Source organism: Pseudomonas sp. W22_MBD1_FP4 (assembly GCF_052113765.1).
In the GTDB taxonomy this organism is placed as follows: Bacteria; Pseudomonadota; Gammaproteobacteria; order Pseudomonadales; family Pseudomonadaceae; genus Aquipseudomonas; species Aquipseudomonas sivasensis.
In genome coordinates, this window is record NZ_JBGQOI010000012.1 from 163,989 (window position 1) to 181,661 (window position 17,673).

General features: G+C 59.9%; 17 protein-coding genes. 3 read left to right on the forward strand and 14 right to left on the reverse strand.

What is annotated here, in order from left to right; all coding sequences use genetic code 11:
• Positions 1 to 75: 75 nt before the first annotated feature.
• The 4 genes from ACEN2T_RS17025 to ACEN2T_RS17040 form a co-directional block, all read right to left on the reverse strand.
• On the reverse strand, positions 76 to 492 hold the full coding sequence (locus ACEN2T_RS17025) for a hypothetical protein (RefSeq protein ID WP_032884829.1): 417 nt from the start codon (positions 490 to 492) through the stop codon (positions 76 to 78).
• Complete coding sequence (locus tag ACEN2T_RS17030; protein WP_050442798.1) at positions 489 to 1,142, reverse strand: hypothetical protein; 654 nt, start codon at positions 1,140 to 1,142, stop codon at positions 489 to 491. The genes ACEN2T_RS17025 and ACEN2T_RS17030 overlap by 4 nt, the downstream gene beginning before the upstream one ends.
• Positions 1,143 to 1,235: 93 nt before the next feature.
• Entirely contained in the window at positions 1,236 to 1,478 is a 243-nt protein-coding gene (locus ACEN2T_RS17035) for a DUF2789 domain-containing protein (RefSeq protein ID WP_442117051.1), read from the reverse strand.
• A gap of 33 nt (positions 1,479 to 1,511) precedes the next feature.
• On the reverse strand, positions 1,512 to 3,098 hold the full coding sequence (locus ACEN2T_RS17040) for a glycosyltransferase family 39 protein (RefSeq protein ID WP_122764519.1): 1,587 nt from the start codon (positions 3,096 to 3,098) through the stop codon (positions 1,512 to 1,514).
• A gap of 180 nt (positions 3,099 to 3,278) precedes the next feature.
• On the opposite strand from ACEN2T_RS17040, the gene ACEN2T_RS17045 reads away from it, so the two are divergent.
• A complete protein-coding gene (locus ACEN2T_RS17045; RefSeq protein WP_442117052.1) occupies positions 3,279 to 5,438 on the forward strand; it encodes an outer membrane assembly lipoprotein YfiO in 2,160 nt (719 codons plus the stop codon).
• On the forward strand, positions 5,435 to 6,139 hold the full coding sequence (locus ACEN2T_RS17050) for a DUF3142 domain-containing protein (RefSeq protein ID WP_095186335.1): 705 nt from the start codon (positions 5,435 to 5,437) through the stop codon (positions 6,137 to 6,139). The genes ACEN2T_RS17045 and ACEN2T_RS17050 overlap by 4 nt, the downstream gene beginning before the upstream one ends.
• Positions 6,140 to 6,225: 86 nt before the next feature.
• Here ACEN2T_RS17050 and ACEN2T_RS17055 read toward each other — a convergent pair whose 3' ends face one another.
• From ACEN2T_RS17055 to ACEN2T_RS17100, 10 genes are all read right to left on the reverse strand, one after another.
• Positions 6,226 to 6,792 (reverse strand): hypothetical protein, encoded by a 567-nt coding sequence (locus tag ACEN2T_RS17055; RefSeq protein ID WP_095186336.1) that lies wholly within the window; start codon positions 6,790 to 6,792, stop codon positions 6,226 to 6,228.
• Between the two features lie 103 nt (positions 6,793 to 6,895).
• The gene (locus ACEN2T_RS17060) at positions 6,896 to 8,341 is read right to left on the reverse strand and encodes an efflux transporter outer membrane subunit (RefSeq protein WP_442117053.1); all 1,446 of its coding nucleotides are present in this window, start codon (positions 8,339 to 8,341) and stop codon (positions 6,896 to 6,898) included.
• A complete protein-coding gene (locus ACEN2T_RS17065; RefSeq protein ID WP_095186338.1) occupies positions 8,338 to 9,396 on the reverse strand; it encodes an HlyD family secretion protein in 1,059 nt (352 codons plus the stop codon). The genes ACEN2T_RS17060 and ACEN2T_RS17065 overlap by 4 nt, the downstream gene beginning before the upstream one ends.
• A 15-nt stretch (positions 9,397 to 9,411) precedes the next feature.
• Positions 9,412 to 10,947, reverse strand: coding sequence for an MFS transporter (locus ACEN2T_RS17070; protein WP_122756781.1), 1,536 nt, complete (start codon positions 10,945 to 10,947; stop codon positions 9,412 to 9,414).
• Between the two features lie 234 nt (positions 10,948 to 11,181).
• Complete coding sequence (locus tag ACEN2T_RS17075; protein WP_442117054.1) at positions 11,182 to 12,102, reverse strand: LysR family transcriptional regulator; 921 nt, start codon at positions 12,100 to 12,102, stop codon at positions 11,182 to 11,184.
• Between the two features lie 52 nt (positions 12,103 to 12,154).
• Complete coding sequence (locus tag ACEN2T_RS17080) at positions 12,155 to 12,781, reverse strand: energy transducer TonB (RefSeq protein WP_442117055.1); 627 nt, start codon at positions 12,779 to 12,781, stop codon at positions 12,155 to 12,157.
• 99 nt (positions 12,782 to 12,880) lie between these two features.
• Positions 12,881 to 13,729: an ABC transporter permease gene (locus tag ACEN2T_RS17085; RefSeq protein WP_442117056.1), complete on the reverse strand. Its 849-nt coding sequence runs from the start codon at positions 13,727 to 13,729 to the stop codon at positions 12,881 to 12,883.
• 11 nt (positions 13,730 to 13,740) lie between these two features.
• Complete coding sequence (locus ACEN2T_RS17090; RefSeq protein WP_032884813.1) at positions 13,741 to 14,592, reverse strand: ABC transporter ATP-binding protein; 852 nt, start codon at positions 14,590 to 14,592, stop codon at positions 13,741 to 13,743.
• 1 nt (position 14,593) lies between these two features.
• Complete coding sequence (locus tag ACEN2T_RS17095; RefSeq protein ID WP_095186342.1) at positions 14,594 to 15,619, reverse strand: ABC transporter substrate-binding protein; 1,026 nt, start codon at positions 15,617 to 15,619, stop codon at positions 14,594 to 14,596.
• 14 nt (positions 15,620 to 15,633) lie between these two features.
• Positions 15,634 to 16,527: a TauD/TfdA dioxygenase family protein gene (locus tag ACEN2T_RS17100; RefSeq protein ID WP_032884809.1), complete on the reverse strand. Its 894-nt coding sequence runs from the start codon at positions 16,525 to 16,527 to the stop codon at positions 15,634 to 15,636.
• A 266-nt stretch (positions 16,528 to 16,793) separates the two neighbouring features.
• Here ACEN2T_RS17100 and ACEN2T_RS17105 point away from each other — a divergent pair, with 266 nt between their 5' ends.
• Positions 16,794 to 17,501 carry a GntR family transcriptional regulator gene (locus ACEN2T_RS17105; RefSeq protein WP_032884807.1) on the forward strand — a complete coding sequence of 236 codons (708 nt, stop codon included), beginning with the start codon at positions 16,794 to 16,796 and terminating at the stop codon, positions 17,499 to 17,501.
• Positions 17,502 to 17,673: the final 172 nt, after the last annotated feature.

A 17,673-nucleotide genomic window follows, 5' to 3' on the forward strand; every position in this document is an offset into this window, starting at 1 on the left:
TGGAAGGGTATGGGATGAGTAAAGCGGATTTTTGGCTGGCCATCCGCACGAACGCGATATCTGCCACACCGCCCTTCAAGATTTTTTGCCCCATCGCCAGACACTCCAGACCTTCACTCCTTCGGAAACGACCACTAACACGGCCATCAATACCAGGTTGTAATCGCGAAAAAGTTGAGCGCCTACAAGCAACAGCGAAACGGAAGGCACAATAAAAGCCAATCGGAAGGGAGTTTGAACGTAGACAACCCACTTAACGCTCTCACGGCCAAGAAAAAACAATACGCAGGAGATGACAATGGAAACTTGCAACAGCATGGCAAAAACGAACATGTAGAACTGCACCACACTGTGCTCACGCAGCAGCCATGACGCATTCTCAATATCGCTTAAATAAGGAATTCTTCCTCCCATTACACTGGTGACTGCATATCGAATCAAAAGAAAAGCATCCATGGCTCCCCAAAACCAAAAAACACGCTTGCGCATCACGTTTCTTCTTCCTTGTATTCATAGGCCACATCCGGCGTGACAGGCTGCCAATACCACGACTTACCACCGACCTGCCAGTTGTCGTCTCCCTCCAGATAACGTTGTTTTATATGCCGTAGTTCTCCATATCTACGTTCAACTGATTGGTGGCCAAGCTGATCATCCCCACTGTCCAGCCTTACCCATCGCTGGGTCATAACTCGTGTGGTGTTTGCGAGATCTTTCCCATCCGATAAAAATACCCGCCCTTCATCACCTGCGGAAATTAAGCGATTGGCGGTGAGGATAGCGGTATTTTTGATGCCGTCGTAATCGACGCTTACCTTCTCCCACTTGCCGGGCCCGACATACAGTCGACGCCCCATTAAGTGTCCGTACTTGACGCGACACTCCCTGCTTAAAGGGAGAAAAGGACGGTCCATCACAAATAACCAATCACCGGCGGCCAGCTTCTCCAAAACGCGCCGTTGGTCTTTTTCTGCGGAGCAGCAGGCAGAAGAGATATTGCACTGCCTAAGCAATTCGCTCAGTCCAGGCAACGTATAAGGAACGCGAAAAAATTCCCTGATACTTATTCGCGCAAAATAGGGACTTTCGATTTTTCCGAGATCATATTTCTCAATTTCGTCGTGAGGGATCAGACGTTTCATATAGCGTCCAGAGGAGAGAGTCAGCGCCTATTAGTAACGGGGCTCTCCCTCTGGCCACTATCGTCCACTTCCGCTTAGTCGATAGGATTCTTCCTAGCCTCGCCCACCCCTCAAGATCAAGTTCAACTCATCCACCACTTCAGCCCAATCCGCATCCTCCAGAATCTCCTCACGCAAAAACGCCCGTTGACTGCCCGTCCAGAAAAACGCGTCCGCCAGATGCAGCTCAGACTTGAGTGGCGAGTGAACGGACACAAACTTTTCGATGCTCACCGGGTCATCCGGCAGGCCCAGCTGTTTGAACAATGACGACAAGCTGTGCACAGGCGATTCCATGATGAGCTCCTGATAAAGGCGGTTGAAACGAGTCTAGCGGCAGCCCTCGGGTTGCGCCGATGGCGCGTTGCACAGCACGAACAACCGCGCCCTGGCGCCACCACCGTCCTGGCGGCTGAGTTCGCGCCAGCCCGCAGGCAGTGGGGCGAAATCGTCCGGGGCTTCGTTGCTGCTGATCAGCCAAACGCGGCGGGTGCCTTCGGGCAATGCCGACAAGTGGTCGAGGTATATACGGCCACCGTCCTGGTCCACCAGGGTGCCGAAGCCGTAGGCGTTGGGACGGGTCGGCGTGCCATCGGGTTTTGGCGGGGTGTAGAGCTGCAACTGGGCATCGGTCTGGTCGTAATACACGTAGCTGAGGTACCACATCATGTCGCTGAGCACGATGCGGTCGTCTTCCTGGTAGTTACGGTTGACGAATTCCACGGGCACGTTGAACTGGTCGTGTTCATCCACAGCGAAGTTGTTCTTCAGCCCCACCAGCTCCACGCCCACAAACAGTACAAACACCGCCGCACCCAGCCACGACAAACGGTCGATGGCCAGCGCCAGCAGGATCGGCAAAGCCAGGGCGTACACCGTGAGATAACGCTCGATAAACACCGGTGAAATAAACGACACGGCGTAGACCAGCAGCAGCGGCAGCAGAAAGAACAACGCCAGCAGGCTCGCCGGTCGATAGCGCTCGCGGTCGCGCCAGGCGGTCACCACGACGACCGCGACCAGCAGCAACGGAAACAGCCAGAACAGCGGCGGCCAGAAACCAACACCTTCATCCTGCAGCACGAACTGCCAGATCATCGACGGCAGGGACAGCAGGTTGACCGGTTCTTCCCAGCCAATGTCACCGCCCACTTTGAGCTGGTCGACGTGTTGCACCAGGTCCAGCAAGTTCGGCAACCAGGGCAGGTACAGCAACACAATCACGACATTGGCGCCCCACCACGCCGGGCGCTTGATCAAACGCTGACCGGGGGCGGCACTCAACAGCCCCAGGTACGCCCAATGCACCAGCACGCATAGCGCCGTGAAGTAGTGGGTATAAAACCCGGCACTCATCAGCAGTACATACACCGCCATGTATCGCGTGCGCTCAGGTTGGCGCACCCAGTAGACCAACGCCAGCGTGGCACCCAGCAGCCACACACCGAGCAGTGAATACATGCGCACTTCCTGGCTGTAGCGCACGGCGGTCGGCAGCAGGGCCAGCAGCACGCCCGCCAGCACTGCAGCGCGACGGGTGGACAGTTGCCGCGTCAGCCAGATGCCCAGCCCCACCGCAATGACACCGGGAATGGCGCTCATGCCGCGAATTGACCAGATGCTGTCGCCAAACAGCTCGATCCAGCCGCGCAGCAGGAAGAAATACAGCGGCGGGTGCACATCATGGGCGGCGTGAAACCACAAGTCGCCAAGGGCGTACTCACTGAGCAGCAGGCTGGAACCTTCATCTCCCCAGATCGCCGCCGACGTGAGGTGATAAAACCGCAGGGCCATGGCCAACGCCAGGATCGGCACCCACCAAAGACGGCTCAGCCAAGCAGCCCCCTCCCACGTGAGACGGTTGATTGCGGGCAACGCCCCGACCTTTTCATTTTGCTCTACCACAGACCGACGCACCCCGATTCCCCTGCCACTGCCTTGATTGCTCATGTGCAAACTCCCGCCACTCTAGGACAAAAGCCCCTGAGTCGCTGCTGGAATCGGACAAATCGGCAATTTGTGTAGGGCTTCAACGAAGCACGCGTCGGATCAGGCTATGATTGCCTCCCTCCAAGGACTCAGGATCAAGGACACGTCATGCGCATCGGTTTTCTGTCACCCCTGGCATTGGCCCTGCTGGCCAGTGTTTCCCTGCCGGCCCAGGCCAGTTCAGACGATTCGTGCTACCCGGACTGGCGGGTGTCACGTGACAGCCTCGATCCCTGCAACAACCTACCGTTTCTGAGCCCTGGCAATGACAGCCGGGCCAACCTGCGCCTATTGCTGGCCGACAAAAAGAACGCGGCGCTGACGCCCAACGCGCTGAGTGAAGATGATCTGTCCCAGGGCTTTGGCCCGGTGCCGTTTCCGGTGTATCGCCTGATACCCGCCCCAAGCGCAGAGACGCAGCCCGACTCCGACCAATCGCCCACCGCCGAGCTGGACACCTTGTTGACCGGTCTGGGGATCAAGCGCGAAGAGTACAAGACCGCTGGCGAAGCCTTCGTCGACGGCGAAGGCAGCCGCTGCCGCAGCAATGACGATGACAGCGCTACCGCGTTTATCAGCCAGGTCATCAACGCCGACATGCCGAGTACCGAGCGCACGACGCTGGTGAAGGCTCGCCTGCAATTGCTCACCACCTGCGACTGGGATGGCCAGGTGGTGACCGATCCTATCGAGTCCGCCCACGGCCTGCTCTTTCGCACCTACCTGCAAGCCGCCGCTGACTTCTACAGCGGCCGCTTCAGTGACGCCGAACGCGGATTCGCCGCCGCCAACCTGTCGACGATCCCTTGGCTGAAGGAGACCGCGCTGTACATGACCGCGCGCAATTCACTCAACCAGGCTCAAGCTGAGGCCTTCGATGAGTACGGCATGCCGCAGCTTGAGCATGTGGATAAGTCTGCACTGGGCCAGGCGGAAGCTGGGTTTCTGGGCTACCTGAACACTTATCCACAAGGTGTCTACGCGACGTCCGCCCACGGCCTGCTGCGCCGCGTGCACTGGCTGGCGGACGACAACGACAAACTGGCTGAAGACTTCGCCTGGCAGTTGACCCAAGCCACCGACGCCCAGCGCAATGTGTCGGTGGACGAACTGGTGGAAGAAGCCGACCTCAAGCTGCTGATGGTCAACAGCGCCAACCTCAAAGAGCCGCTGCTGCAAACCGTCACCGATCTGATGCTGATGCGCGCCAACACTCCGCCACGCCTGACCCGCGAAGCCCTCGCCCAGCAGAAAGCCACGTTTGCCAACACGCCAGCACTGTACGACTACCTGCAGGCGGCCTTTGCGCTGTACGTCGAGCATCAGCCCGACACCGCCTTGAAGCACCTACCCCAGGACATGCCGTCGAACCTGGATTATTTCGCCTTCAGCCAACAGACGCTGCGTGCATTGGCGCTTGAAGATAAAAAGGACTGGAAAAGCGCCGAAGCACTGTGGCTGAAACTGCTCGCTCAGGCCAAGTTGCCATTGCAACGTGACCAACTGGAACTGGCCCTAGCCATGAACTACGAACGCAGCGGCCAATTAGCCAAGGTGTTTGCCAGCGACTCGCCCATCAGTGCCAAGCAGGTGCGCTACATTCTGCTGCGCAACGTCGCTGGGCCTGAGTTACTGCGCCAGCAGATCGCCCAGGCCAGCGATCCGCTGGAGCGCCAGACCGCGCAATTCGTCCTGCTTTATAAAGACCTGCTGCGCGGCCAGTACGCCACCTTCGCCGAAGATCTCAAGCAACTGCCCGCCTCGCCCACTGAGGACAAATTGGGCGCCAGCCTGGGTTATGTCTACAGCGGCAACCAGACCCTGAAGTTGTTCCAGTGGAGCGGTGACAAAGCCGAATCCGGCTACGCCTGCCCGAGCATCGCGCAAACCGCAGCGGCGTTGCAGGCTGACGCGAAAAACCCGCAAGCCCTGAACTGCTTCGGCGAGTTCATCCTGCGCAACAACTTGGACGGCATGCCCCTGGAACAGGCCCGCGCCGCCGGTAGCCTGGGCAGCACCGCGTCGGACTTCAAAGGAGAAACCTTCTCGCGCCTCGACGGTTACAAGCAGGTCATCGCCAATGCCAAGGCGCCGAAGAACGACAAGGCTTACGCGCTGTTCCGCGCCATCAACTGCTACGCGCCGGCCGGCTATAACAGCTGCGGCGGCCAGGACGTGGAACCGGCTGTGCGCAAAGCCTGGTTCCGCCAACTCAAGACCGGGTTTGGCGACACCCAGTGGGGCAAATCCCTGCAGTACTACTGGTGAAAAAGCTGTGGCTGGGCTTGCTGTTGCTGGCAAGCCCGGCCTTCGCCGCCGTCGACGCTCGCGACTATGACGCCTTCTGGCTGTGGAGCGGCGTCACGCCCCAGCCGGTACTCAAACAGGCGAAAACCCTGTACATCCTCCAGGGCCAGATCAACTCAACGCGCCGCGCGCCCCAACGCGGCGTGCAATTTATCGCCCAGGGCATCAGCGTGCCGCGCATCACTCAAGGTGAAGTCTGGGTGGTCTACCGCGCCCACACCCTGCATTGGCCGGAACGGGTCTACACCCAACTGCTCGGCCAGGTGCAACGCTGGCGCGACGCGGGCAACCCGGTGGTCGGTATCCAGATCGACTTCGACGCCCGCACCCAATACCTGCACGAATACGCCGACTTCCTGCGCGACCTGCGCCACCGCCTGCCCGCCGACCTGCGCCTGAGCATCACCGGCCTGATGGACTGGAGCAGCAACGCCGACCCGGCCGCCATCGCCCAACTCAAGGGCGTGGTGGATGAGGTGGTGGTGCAAACGTATCAAGGCCGCCACAGCATCCCGGATTACGCGGCGTATTTACCGCGTATGAATCGGTTGGGGCTGGCGTTCAAGATTGGTTTGATCCAGGGCGGGGCGTGGGAGGAGCCGGAGTATTTGAAGGGGAGTGAGTGGTTTCGGGGGTATGTGGTGTTTTTGCAGAACCTCTGATGAACGCTAGAAAAACATCAACAAATACGCGTGCATTCTGCATGCACGCGGCGACTGCTGGCCCTTCGCGAGCAAGCTCACGTCTACTAAGCGGTAAGGAACGCAGACGCTATTCCCAGCGCCCACAAACTCACGCCTATGACGATCCAAATTCCGTTGGCCCATGTAAAACGGCTGTTGGCTTCGCCTTTTGGATCATCCTCAAGGTGGTTCACCGCAAGCTGAATCTGCACCATCAGGGCAACTTGAACAATGGTGAAGCAGACACCCACTTTTACTACCGTCAAAGGCGATACAAACCAGATGTAGGTATAGGGTAAAAAGGCGCAGCCTATCCAGCCCAGGGCGAAGCAACGAGGCCACCATCGATAGGACGCATCTTTCAAATCGAGCGCCCGCTTGATTTTCAGGACGAGCGAATAAGCAAAAAAAATTGAAAAAAATGCCCGAACCACAGGCAGCACTCTGGCACCGGTAGCGCTGCGATAGGCATCCCAGTGCTTATACAACCAGTAAAAGCCATAAAGGCCGTAGGACAACAGCATCATCACCAGCAGCTTGCGGTGGGCCACCACAAAAAAGGCAGCGGGCCGGGCCGCTGCGAGGGTGAGATCGGCTTGCGGCGGTGCGTAAGGGTTTTCAGCAATGGACATAGCGAGGGCTCTTTAAGGAATAGCCCGCCACAGTACTGCTCGCGTTCCCGATTTTTTGGCCCGCGCCAAAATAGAGAGCCTTCCTACTCTCGACTTCGTGAGTTCATCGGTTAACAGCTTGCAGCGGATACACCGACTCCCATCCTCCCCCCAACGCCTTGTACAACCCCACCATCGCCAACGACACGCCGGTCGAGCTTTCCACCCACTGCTCTTGCGTCGCCAGCAACGCGCTTTGCACGGTGAGAACATTGACGAAATCTGCCACACCTTCCACGTACTGATGTTGCGCGGTGGTCAGGGCGATCTGGTTCTGACGCACGGCTTCGGCCAGGCTGTCGCGGCGCAGTTGGCTGGCGTTGTAGCGGGTCAGTTGGTCGTCGATTTCATGCCAGGCGCGCAGCACGGTTTGCTGATAGGCCAGCGCCGCTTCCTGTTGCTGGGCTTCGCGCAGATTCACCATGCCTTGCAGGCGCCCGCCATTGAACAGCGGCAGGCTGAACTGTGGGCCGAAGGCAAAGGCGCGTGAGCCCCAGGAGCCGAAATCCGACAGTTGCATGGCCTGTGAACCGAGGCTGCCGGACAGGGTGATACGCGGATAGAAATCGCCCTTGGCCACGCCGATGTTGGCGGTGGCGGCATGCAAGCGAGCTTCAGCCTGGCGGATATCCGGACGGCGTTCGGCAAGCTCCGACGGTAGGCCGATAGCAACTTGGCGCTGGGTCTGCGGTACGGCGGCGTCCTTGGACAACTGCGCGTGCAGGGCTTGGGGTGGCTCGCCCATCAGCAGGCTCAGGGCGTTGATCAACTGGTCCTGGCGTTGCTGCAAATCCGGCAGGCGCGCTTCGATGGCGGCGACTTGGGCGGCGGCTTCGGCCACGTCCAGGTCGGTGGCGACGCCATCAGCCAGGCGCAGTTGCGAGAGCTTGAGGCTATGGCGTGCGACGTCGAGGTTTTGCTCGGTCACCGCGCGGGTATTTTGCATGCCGCGCAGTTGGATGTAGTCCTGGGCGGTCTCGGCCAGCACCGAGAGCAGCACAGCACGACGGTCGTTTTCGGCGACTTGCAAGGTGGCATCGGCGGCTTCAGTTTCGCGTTTGACCCGGCCCCAGAAATCCAGCTCCCAGGAGGCGGAGAAACCCGAATCCCATTGGCTGAACGCCGCGCGGCCATTCTCGCCGGACGGGTCGTTCAAGCCTTTGCCACTGTTGCGTTTGCGCTGGTAAGCCCCCGTGGCATCAACCTTGGGGTAACGCTCGGCAGTGGTCACCTGGCGCACGGCGCGGCTTTGTTCCAGACGGCTGCTGGCCAGTTTCAAGTCGAGGTTATCGGTGAGGGCGCGGCGCGTCAGGGCCGAGAGTTGTGCATCGTGGAATACATCCCACCAGCGCTCCTGGAGCGGGTCGCTGACGGCGCGGCTGTCGGCTTGGCGGCCTTGGGGTGCGCTCCATTGCGTCACTTGAGCGTTCTGCGGGCGCTGAAAATCCGGGCCGACGGTGCATGCACTCAGGCTGATCAAACTGAGGGTGAGCCAGGCAACTCGTTTCATTGCTGGGCAACCTCACGCTGACGTGCGACCGGCTGAGTGTCGACGCTGGCCTCCACCGACATGCCGACGCGCAGGCGCTCGGTCAGCGGCTGGTTGGGCTCCAGCACAATTTTGACCGGAATGCGCTGCACCACCTTGGTGAAGTTACCCGTTGCGTTGTCCGGTTTGACCGCGGCGAAGGTCACCCCAGTCGCGGGTGCGAGGCTCTCCAGATGGCCGTTGAGCAACTCGCCGTCGAGGCTGTCGACACGCACCTGAACGGCTTGGCCGGCTCGCATGTGAGAGAGTTGGGTCTCTTGAAAGTTAGCCACCACGTACGCCTGCGCCAACGGCACCACGGCGAGGATCTTGCTGCCCGGCGTCACATAGGCGCCGACCCGCACGGCGCGCTCGCCGACCATGCCATCCACCGGCGCAACGATGCGCGTGTAGGACAGCTGATAGCTGGCCATCTCCAACGCTGCCTGGGCGCGCTTGAGCCCGCCTTCGGCCGCATCGCGCTGGGCGGTGAGAATCTCCACCTGCTTACGTTCGGCCGCCAGCACCGCCGTAGCATTGGCCAGGCGTGCGGTGGCCTGGTCGATGCGGGTCTTGGCTTGCTGGGCGTTTTGCACAGTACCGGCGCCCACACCGGCGAGGTGGTTGTAGCGGTTCAGTTCGTGCTCGGCGAACGCCATTTCGGCGCGATCCGCCGCGACGGTGGCTTGGGCTTGGGCGATCACCGAGCTTTGGCGTTCCAGGGTCGCGGTGGCGTTTTTCAGCTGGGCCTGGGCAACCAATGTGTCCGCATCAGCGGCCTGGGCGGCGGCGCGAAAATCACGGTCGTCGATCAGCGCCAATAACTGGCCGGCCTTAACCCGCTGGTTGTCCTCCACCAGCACTTCCTTGATAAAACCCGCAACGCGCGGGGCAACCAGGGTGAAGTCTGCCGCAACAAACGCGTCGTTAGTGCTCTGATGTTTGCTGCCCAGCAAGCCTGGCGCGACCAGATAGAACAGCACACCGACGGCAAATACGGTGATGACGGAGACGGCAATTTTGTCTTTGCGTTTCATGGAAAGTCCTTGTGGCTAGGTCGGTGCGCGAGGCGGGAAGATCCGCGTGGGCATCCAGAAAATCAGCAGGATCAACGCCACGGCGACACCGCCCATGACGTAATAAAGATCCGAAGAAGTGAGCACCACCGCCTGCTCGTGCAGCCGATGGGCGAGGCCCGGCGCGTCGCCGTCGGCCAAGGGCGAATTGCCCAGGCGATCCACCAACATGGTCGAGTGAAAGTGCAGGCGCTGGGTGGTCAGCGCGTCCAGCACGCCGGTGGCGACCACGGCGGCCAGGCCTTTGACGGTGTTGAACCAGGCCGAAGCGAACGGGCCGTCCTGTGGCTGAATGCTGCCGGTGGACAGCATCAACAGCGGTAACACAGCCATGGGCTGCCCAAAGATTTGCAGCACGTACAGGCCGTAAAAATCGTCGCGGATCCACGCCGAAGTGAGGTGCGCGCTGCCGATGCAGCACAGCACCAACATGCTCAAGCCGATCCCCAGCACCCAGCGGCAATCGACCCAGCGCAGGTTACACAACGCGGCCACCAGCGGCAGCGCGATCAACTGCGGCAACGCCATCAGCAGCATCACTGGCGCGGTTTGCAGCGGTCGATAGCCTTGGACTTGGGCGAGGAAACTCGACGGGATGATGATCACTGAGGTCAGCACCATCAGCACGCCCGCCAGCACGATCAAAGCAAACGAGAGGTTACGCAGGCCGAGCATCTGCAACTTGAAAAACGGCATCGGGTGCGACCATTCATTGAGCATAAACAGCACCAGCAGCAGCGAGCCGCCACTCAGCAAAAAGGTGATCAGGCCCGACTCGAACCAGTCCAGCCGATTGCCTTGCAGGATGCCGATCACCAGCATGCAGATCGCCGGGAAGCCCAGCAGCAGGCCGCGCCAATTGAACTGCTTGAAGCGCTCCAAGCGCAGCGGGTCTTGGGGCAAGCCATAGGCCACGGCCGCCATCGCCAGCAGGCATGGCGCGACGATCTGCCAGAACGCCCACTGCCAGCCGACGTATTCGGTCCACAGCGCCGCCAGTGGTGTGCCAAGGCTCGGGCCGAAGGTAGCGGTGAGCGCGTAGCCGGCCAGGCCATACAGCTTGACGTTGGCCGGCAGGAAGCGCAGCGCCACGGTCATTAGCATTGGCGGCAATGCGCCACCGGCCAAACCTTGCACGGTGCGCAGCAGCAACAGGCTTTCGTAGTTCGGCGCGAAGGGGCACAGGATCCCGAGTACGGTGAACAGGGCTATGGCGCACAGAGTGAAGCGGCGTAGGGAGAACGTCACCGAGCACCAGGGGGCAAAGGCCATGGCCGCGACCGAGGTGGCGGTGTAGGCCGCGACGAGCCAGGTGCCTTCGTCAAAACCGATGTAAAGCGCACCACGGATATCGGCGAGGGCCACCTTGGTGACCATCTCGTTGAGACCGGACACCAGCACCGCCAACAACACGCCGACCAGGCCGATGATGATGCGCGGGCCGAATACGGGTGGGGTGATGGCGGTGGGTTTGGCTGCGGCCGCGAGGGTGGGGGCAGCGAGGGAAGTCATGAACGGATAACTCGGGATTAAAAATACCCGAGCAGTTTAATCAGGCACACACATGACAAAAAGTTACATGTTGGCAGGGTATAAGTGCGTCAGACGCAATCATGAATCCACCACAGATCTCTCGTGGGAGGGGGCTTGCCCCCGATTGCCGTGTGGCAGGCACAGATTCTCTGTCTGATCCACCGCGATCGGGGGCAAGCGCCCTCTCACATTTGCTCTGCGTACGCTTGATGTTCAGGTCGGCTGGGCTTCCAGCCACGTGGCGTGGCAGCTCTCGCGCATGATTTCGCGCAGCCATTTGTGAGCGGGGTCTTTATCGAAGCGAGGGTGCCAGGATTGGGCCAGGACCAGGGTCGGCAAAGAGATCGGCAGCGGGAAGGCGCGCAGGGGCAGCTTCAGGCGATTAGCGCTGTAGAGCGCCTCCTTGGGCACCGGCAGGATCAAGTCGGAGTCAGGCAGCATGAACATCGCACCGTGAAACCCTGGGGCGATCATCGCCACACGGCGCTCCAAACCCTGGGCATTCAGCGCGGTATCGATCGGCCCCCGGGCGATGCCGCGTCGCGAGATGCTGATGTGGGAATAACTGGCGAAACGTGCGGCGGTGATCTCCTCGTCGAATAACGGGTGATCCTGCCGCGCCAAGCCGACGAAGGTGGTGGAGAACAGGTTCTGCACCTTGACCTCGGGGCTTGCCGGCTGGGTGTTGCTCACGCGCAAATCCAAGCGTCCTTCGCGCAACGCTTCGTCGTCGGTGTCGCCTTCTGGCACGAAACATAGCTCACACAGCGGTGCCATACGCTCCATGGTGTCGAAGAGACGACCGCCATACACGCCAATAAAAAAGTCATTAGCGCGCACGCTGAAGCGACGGCGCAGGGTGGTCAGGTCCACTTGATCCGCCGACCGAAACAGCAGCGCCGCCTGTTCCACCACGTTGCGCACCTGACCTTGCAGTTGCAGGGCCTTGGGCGTTGGCACCAGGCCCCGACCGGCCCGCACCAGAATCGGGTCGCCCACCGCTTCGCGGATACGCGTGAGGGTACGGCTCATGGCTGCTGGACTGAGGTTCATCCGCCGGGCGGCGCCGACCACACTGCCCTCGTCGAGCAAGGCGTCGAGGGCGACCAGCAGGTTCATGTCCGGTAGTTGCATGCCAAGCACTCGTGATCAGAAGGGAGTGAACTGGGCGCAATCGTAGCAGGCTTTACAGGTAGCGCTTGAGGTTGCGTGGCAGGTAGTCGGCGTAGGTTCGTTTGGGATTGGCCTGGCATTTGCGCACGATGTCCGGCAGAGCGCTTTCAAGCTCGTCGGCCTTGGACAGGCCTTCGTTGTAGTCGCTTTTACCGCTTAACGCCGGGAACATCACTGCCACACGGGTAATGGCAAAGCTCTTCATGGCGATCAGTGGCCGGGAGGGATGATCGCGCCGGAACTGGCTGACTTCCTCGTTCAACGCGCTGCAGGATTGATAGGTGGTTTGCGTAAAGGTCAGTCGCGTACTTTCTTCACTCGTCGGTACGGGCGAGAAAATCATGTCGTTCTGAGCATCGATTACCTCTGGCCGATCGGCATTCACCGTCCAGGGTTTGAAGCGCCATTTTGAGGCTGCAGCCACGGCCGCCTCACCGAACTCCGGCTTGGTGGCGCTGAGTGCTTTGACGTCACTGACGGTGCCGTCGCTGTGAATGTTCAGGCTGACGCGCGCATGCCCTTGGGTGTTAGTCAGGTTGCCAGGGTAGACCGGCTTGGGCATCGATACCGTTTCGGGTATGAACTCGGCCAACGCAGAGGTCGACAGCAACAAGGCCGCAGCCAAGACAAAAAAACGCATCGTCGTAAATCCTTTTACCAAGCCTATCCGACGCCGGAGCAGCGTCGAATTCGGCCGGCATTATCAGGTTCACATCGGACAAAGAGCAATCATTCCTGTTTAGCGCTGCATGCCCCAACGCTTCACGGTGAGCCGCTCGAAGGTGTCAAACACGAGGTTTTCCACCAGTAGGCCGATCAGGATCACCACCGCCAACCCGGCAAACACCTTGTCGGTATATAGCTCATTGCGGTTCTGGAAGATGTACCAACCCAGCCCGCCCTTGCCGCTGGTGGCGCCGAACACCAACTCGGCGGCGATCAGCGTGCGCCAGGCAAACGCCCAGCCGATTTTCAGGCCGGCGAGGATCGACGGCAGTGCAGCCGGGATCAGGATAAACAGCACAAAGCGCATGCCCTTCAGACCATAGTTGCGACCCGCCATGCGCAGCGTCTCGGACACACCGAGGAACCCCGAATAGGTGTTGAGCGCCAGCGCCCACAACACCGAATGCACCAGCACGAAAATCAGGCTGTTCTGGCCCAGGCCGAACCACAGCAGCGCCAGCGGCAGCAACGCAATGGCCGGCAGTGGATTGAACATCGAGGTCAGGGTGCTCAGCAGGTCGCGGCCCAATTGGGTCGACACGGCCAAGGTGGTCAGGGCAAAGGCGAGCACTATGCCGATCAGGTAACCCTTGATCAGCACCACCAGCGAGATACTCACCTTGCTCAGCAGTTCACCGCTGCGCAGGCCGTCGGACAGCGCATTAAAAGTCTGCAGAAAACTCGGCAGTAGCAGGTCGTTGTTCTGATAGCGCGCCACGACTTCCCAGAGGATCGCAAGCACGATCAGGATCAGGCCCTTGCGCAGCCAGCCTTGTTGCCAAAGGCGTTGGCGCAGGGGCAACTCGCGCTCCACGGGGACACTGAGCAGCGGTTCGAGGGTGACTTCATATTCCTGGCGCATGGGTTACCCCCTTAGTAAGCGATGCGGATGTCGGCAAAACCCAACTCGGGTTCCGCTGCGCTGGTTTCATCGAACAACAAGCGATGAATACGCCGCGCCGACGCCTGGAAGTCCACACCGCCCAAGCTGTGCAGGTCGTATTGATGGCTGTGGATTTCTGCACGTACGCGCCCCGGATGGGGGGACAGCAACAGAATGCGATTGCCCACCACGAGTGCTTCTTCGATGGAGTGGGTGACGAACAACAAGGTGAAGCGCACCTCCTCCCAGAGCAGCAGCAATTCTTCCTGCATCTTGCGCCGGGTCAGGGCATCAAGGGCGGCGAAGGGTTCGTCCATCAGCAGGATTTTCGGCTGCATGGCCAGCGCGCGGGCGATGGCCACACGGGCTTTCATGCCGCCGGAAAGCGTGTGGGGGTAAGCGTCGGCGAAGGCACTCAGGCCCACCTTGTCCAGGTAGTGCAGCGCGCGTTCTTCGGCCTCACGGCGCTTGAGGGTCTTGGACGCCAACAGTGGGAACATCACGTTCTGTTTGACGGTTTTCCACGGTGGCAGTTGGTCGAATTCCTGGAACACCACAATGCGGTCCGGGCCGGGTTGTTCGACCTTTTGCCCCAGCAAACGAATCTCGCCTTCGCAAGGTTTGATAAACCCGGCGATGGACTTGAGCAACGTGGATTTGCCGCAGCCCGAAGGGCCCAGCAGCACGTAACGGTCAGCCGGATCGATCTCGAAACTGACTTGGTGCGTGGCCCGTACCACGCGCTCGGGAGTACGGTATTCGAGGCTGACGCTATCCACCGCCAGCAACGGCTCGGCGGTGTGCAGGTTGCTGGCCGTGTGGCCTTGCAAGGGCGCGTTCATCTCAGCTTCCTTGCAGGGGCTTGGCGTCCTGGAAGAAGTAGTCCTTCCACGATTCAGGCTTGTTTTTGATGGCGCCGACGCGGTAGAGGAATTCCGCCAGCGGGTAGGTGTTTTTCGGCGTGACGCTGAACTCGAACTGCGGGTTGTCGATGATCTTGAGCAGCTCGGCGCGGTCGATCTTGGCCTTGGTCACGCGGATGTAAGTGTCGGCTGCGGCGCCCTTATCGTTCTGGGCGAATTGTGCGGCTTCGGTCAACGCGTCCACAAAGGCCTTGTAGGTTTTCGGGTTGTCGTTGCGGAATTTTTCGGTGGCGAACAACACCGTCGGTGAGTTCGGCCCCAGCAGGTCATAGGTGTTCAGCACCACATGCACATTGGGGTTGGCCAGGGCCTGGTCCTGGAATGGCGGGTTGGAAAAGTGCCCGGTCAGTTCAGTACCGCCTGCGATCAATGCGGCGGTGGCGTCAGGGTGCGGGACGGCGACGGTGTACTTGTCGAGGCGATTGAATTCCTTATCACCCCACTGCTTGGCGGCGGCGTATTGCAGGAAGCGCGACTGTACCGAAACGCCCACCGCAGGTACGGCGATACGGTCCTGGTCGGTGAAGTCGGCAATGGTCTTGACCTTGGGATTGTTGCTGACCAGGTAGTACGGGAAGTTACCCAGGGACGCTACGGCCTTGACGTTCTGCTTACCGTGGGTGCGATCCCAGATGGTCAGCAGCGGACCGACACCGGCACCGGCGATATCGATGGAGCCGGACAGCAGCGCATCGTTGACTGCCGCGCCACCGGAAAGTTGGGTCCAGTCGACCTTGATGTCGATGCCTTCCTGCTTGCCGTATTTCTCGATGAGGTTCTGGTCGCGCACCACGTTGAGCAGCAGGTAGACGATGCCGAATTGTTCGGCGATGCGGATCTCGCCTTCGGCCTGGGCCGCCGCTGGAGCGACGAGGCTGCCCGCCAACAGACTGATACCCAATCCAACTGTGGCGGCCAATCGTGCAAATGGAATATTCCTGGACATGGTCATGCTCCGAATCAGAAAGGCGCGTCGCCCTGGATGGTGGTGCGAAACAGCTTGCGGCGCAGATGGCTCGGGCAACCGGCGGCGAGGTGGATCAGCGAGCGGTTGTCCCAGAACACCAGGTCGTGGGGCTGCCATTGGTGGCGATAGATGTTGTGCGGCAGCACGCTGTGGGCGTACAGCTGAGCCAGCAGATCGCGGCTTTCGTCTTCCGGCAGGCCGACGATGCGGGTGGTGAACCCTTCACTGACGAACAACGCTTTGCGGCCGTTTTCCGGGTGGGTGCGCACAATCGGGTGTACCACTTCTGCGACTTGCGCCAACTGCTCGGGAGTAAGCGTGGGGCGCCAATTGCCTTCGAACTTGGTCTCGCTGTAGCGCGCGGTGTAGGAATGGGCGGCGCTGCGGCCTTCGACAGCTTTGCGCAGGTGCTCGGGCAGTTGGTCCCAGGCTTTGTGCATGTCGGCGAACAAAGTGTCGCCCCCTTCAGAGGGCAACTCCTGCGCATGGAGCATCGAGCCAAGGCTCGGCAGTTCTTTATAGGACAGGTCCGAATGCCAGAATTTACCCGCGTCGCCCAGGCCGATGGATTGGCCGTTTTCGATAATGTTGGAAACGATCAGTATTTCCGGGTGGTTGGCCAGCAGAAACTGTTTGAGTACGTGGATCTGCAGCACGCCAAAACGGCGACTGAAGGCAATCTGTTGTTCGGGGGTGATGCGCTGGTCGCGAAAGACCACCACATGGTGATCCAGGTGCGCGCGATGAATACGCGCGAAATCCTGGTCATTGACTGGCCGGGACAGGTCCAGACCGATAATCTCCGCACCGACGCTGCCGGGCAGCGGGCGAACCTCGAAATCCTGGGCGGAAAAGATCGCTGTTGGAACAGTAGAGGTGGCAGACATGAGTTCACTCCCGGTCAGACAGGAGAGTGACTTTATAGGTATAAGAACGGCATTTTAAATACCGTTAATGAATATCGATATGCGGGAATGTCGCAACATGGCAGCAGCGTGTAAGACCCCGGAAAGCTCGGATGTGGGCCGCCGGAGCCCCGCGTTGAAACGCTTACAAGCCGAAACCGTGGCCGTTTGACAAGCTTATTGGCAGCCACTAGTGTGCATTGGATCCAATTAGCCACCACTCTTTGCATAAGGAGGATAGCGTAGCCGTGACGCAGAAGCCGAACCCTTTGAACAGCATCAAGATCAGCGGTCCTATTCCCGCCCATCTCGCTCGCTCCGTGATTGAAGAAACATTGCGCAATGCCATCCTTGATGGCCGGTTGCCCTGCGGTACCGCCATGCGCCAGCAGGAGCTCGCCAGCCTGTTCGGGGTCAGCCGCATGCCGGTGCGTGAAGCCTTGCGCCAGTTAGAGGCGCAGTCACTGCTGCATGTGGTCACCCACAAGGGCGCCGTCGTGGCACCGTTGATCGAAGACAACTCAGCTGAGACCTATGAGCTGCGACTGTTGCTGGAGTCTGAAGCGCTACGCTTGTCGATTCCCTTGCTGACCGAAGCAGATCTGGCCGATGCAGAGAATTTCATTTGTGCCCTCGAACAGGAAAAGGACTACACCGAGATCGGTCGTCTCAACCGCCTGTTTCACATGACCCTTTACAGCAAGGCGCCTAACCAACGGCTACTCAAATTGGTAGAGCACGGGTTAAATGAGGAAGAGCGCTTCCTGCGTTTCAACCTAGAAGCGATGGGGCTGGGTGAGACATCCCAGGAAGATCACCGTGAACTGCTAAACCTTGTGGCGCAGAGGAAAACCGACGAAAGCATCCTGACACTGCGTAATCACTTGATGCGCGGAATGGAAGTGATCACAGCCTATCTCAACAGCCCGAATACCACTGTAAAAAACACCCCATAACATAGCGCCAGGTCTCTCGTCTTGACGCTCAAGAGCTGCGGGGCTTCCTACCTGATCAGGTAGCACACCCCGCGCCGAAGAAACTTCTCACTCTTATAATGCAAGTTGCCGACAGCTAATATTATTTAGCAAAACATCTAATGCATTCATATGCTTACCAACTTGTTTAACC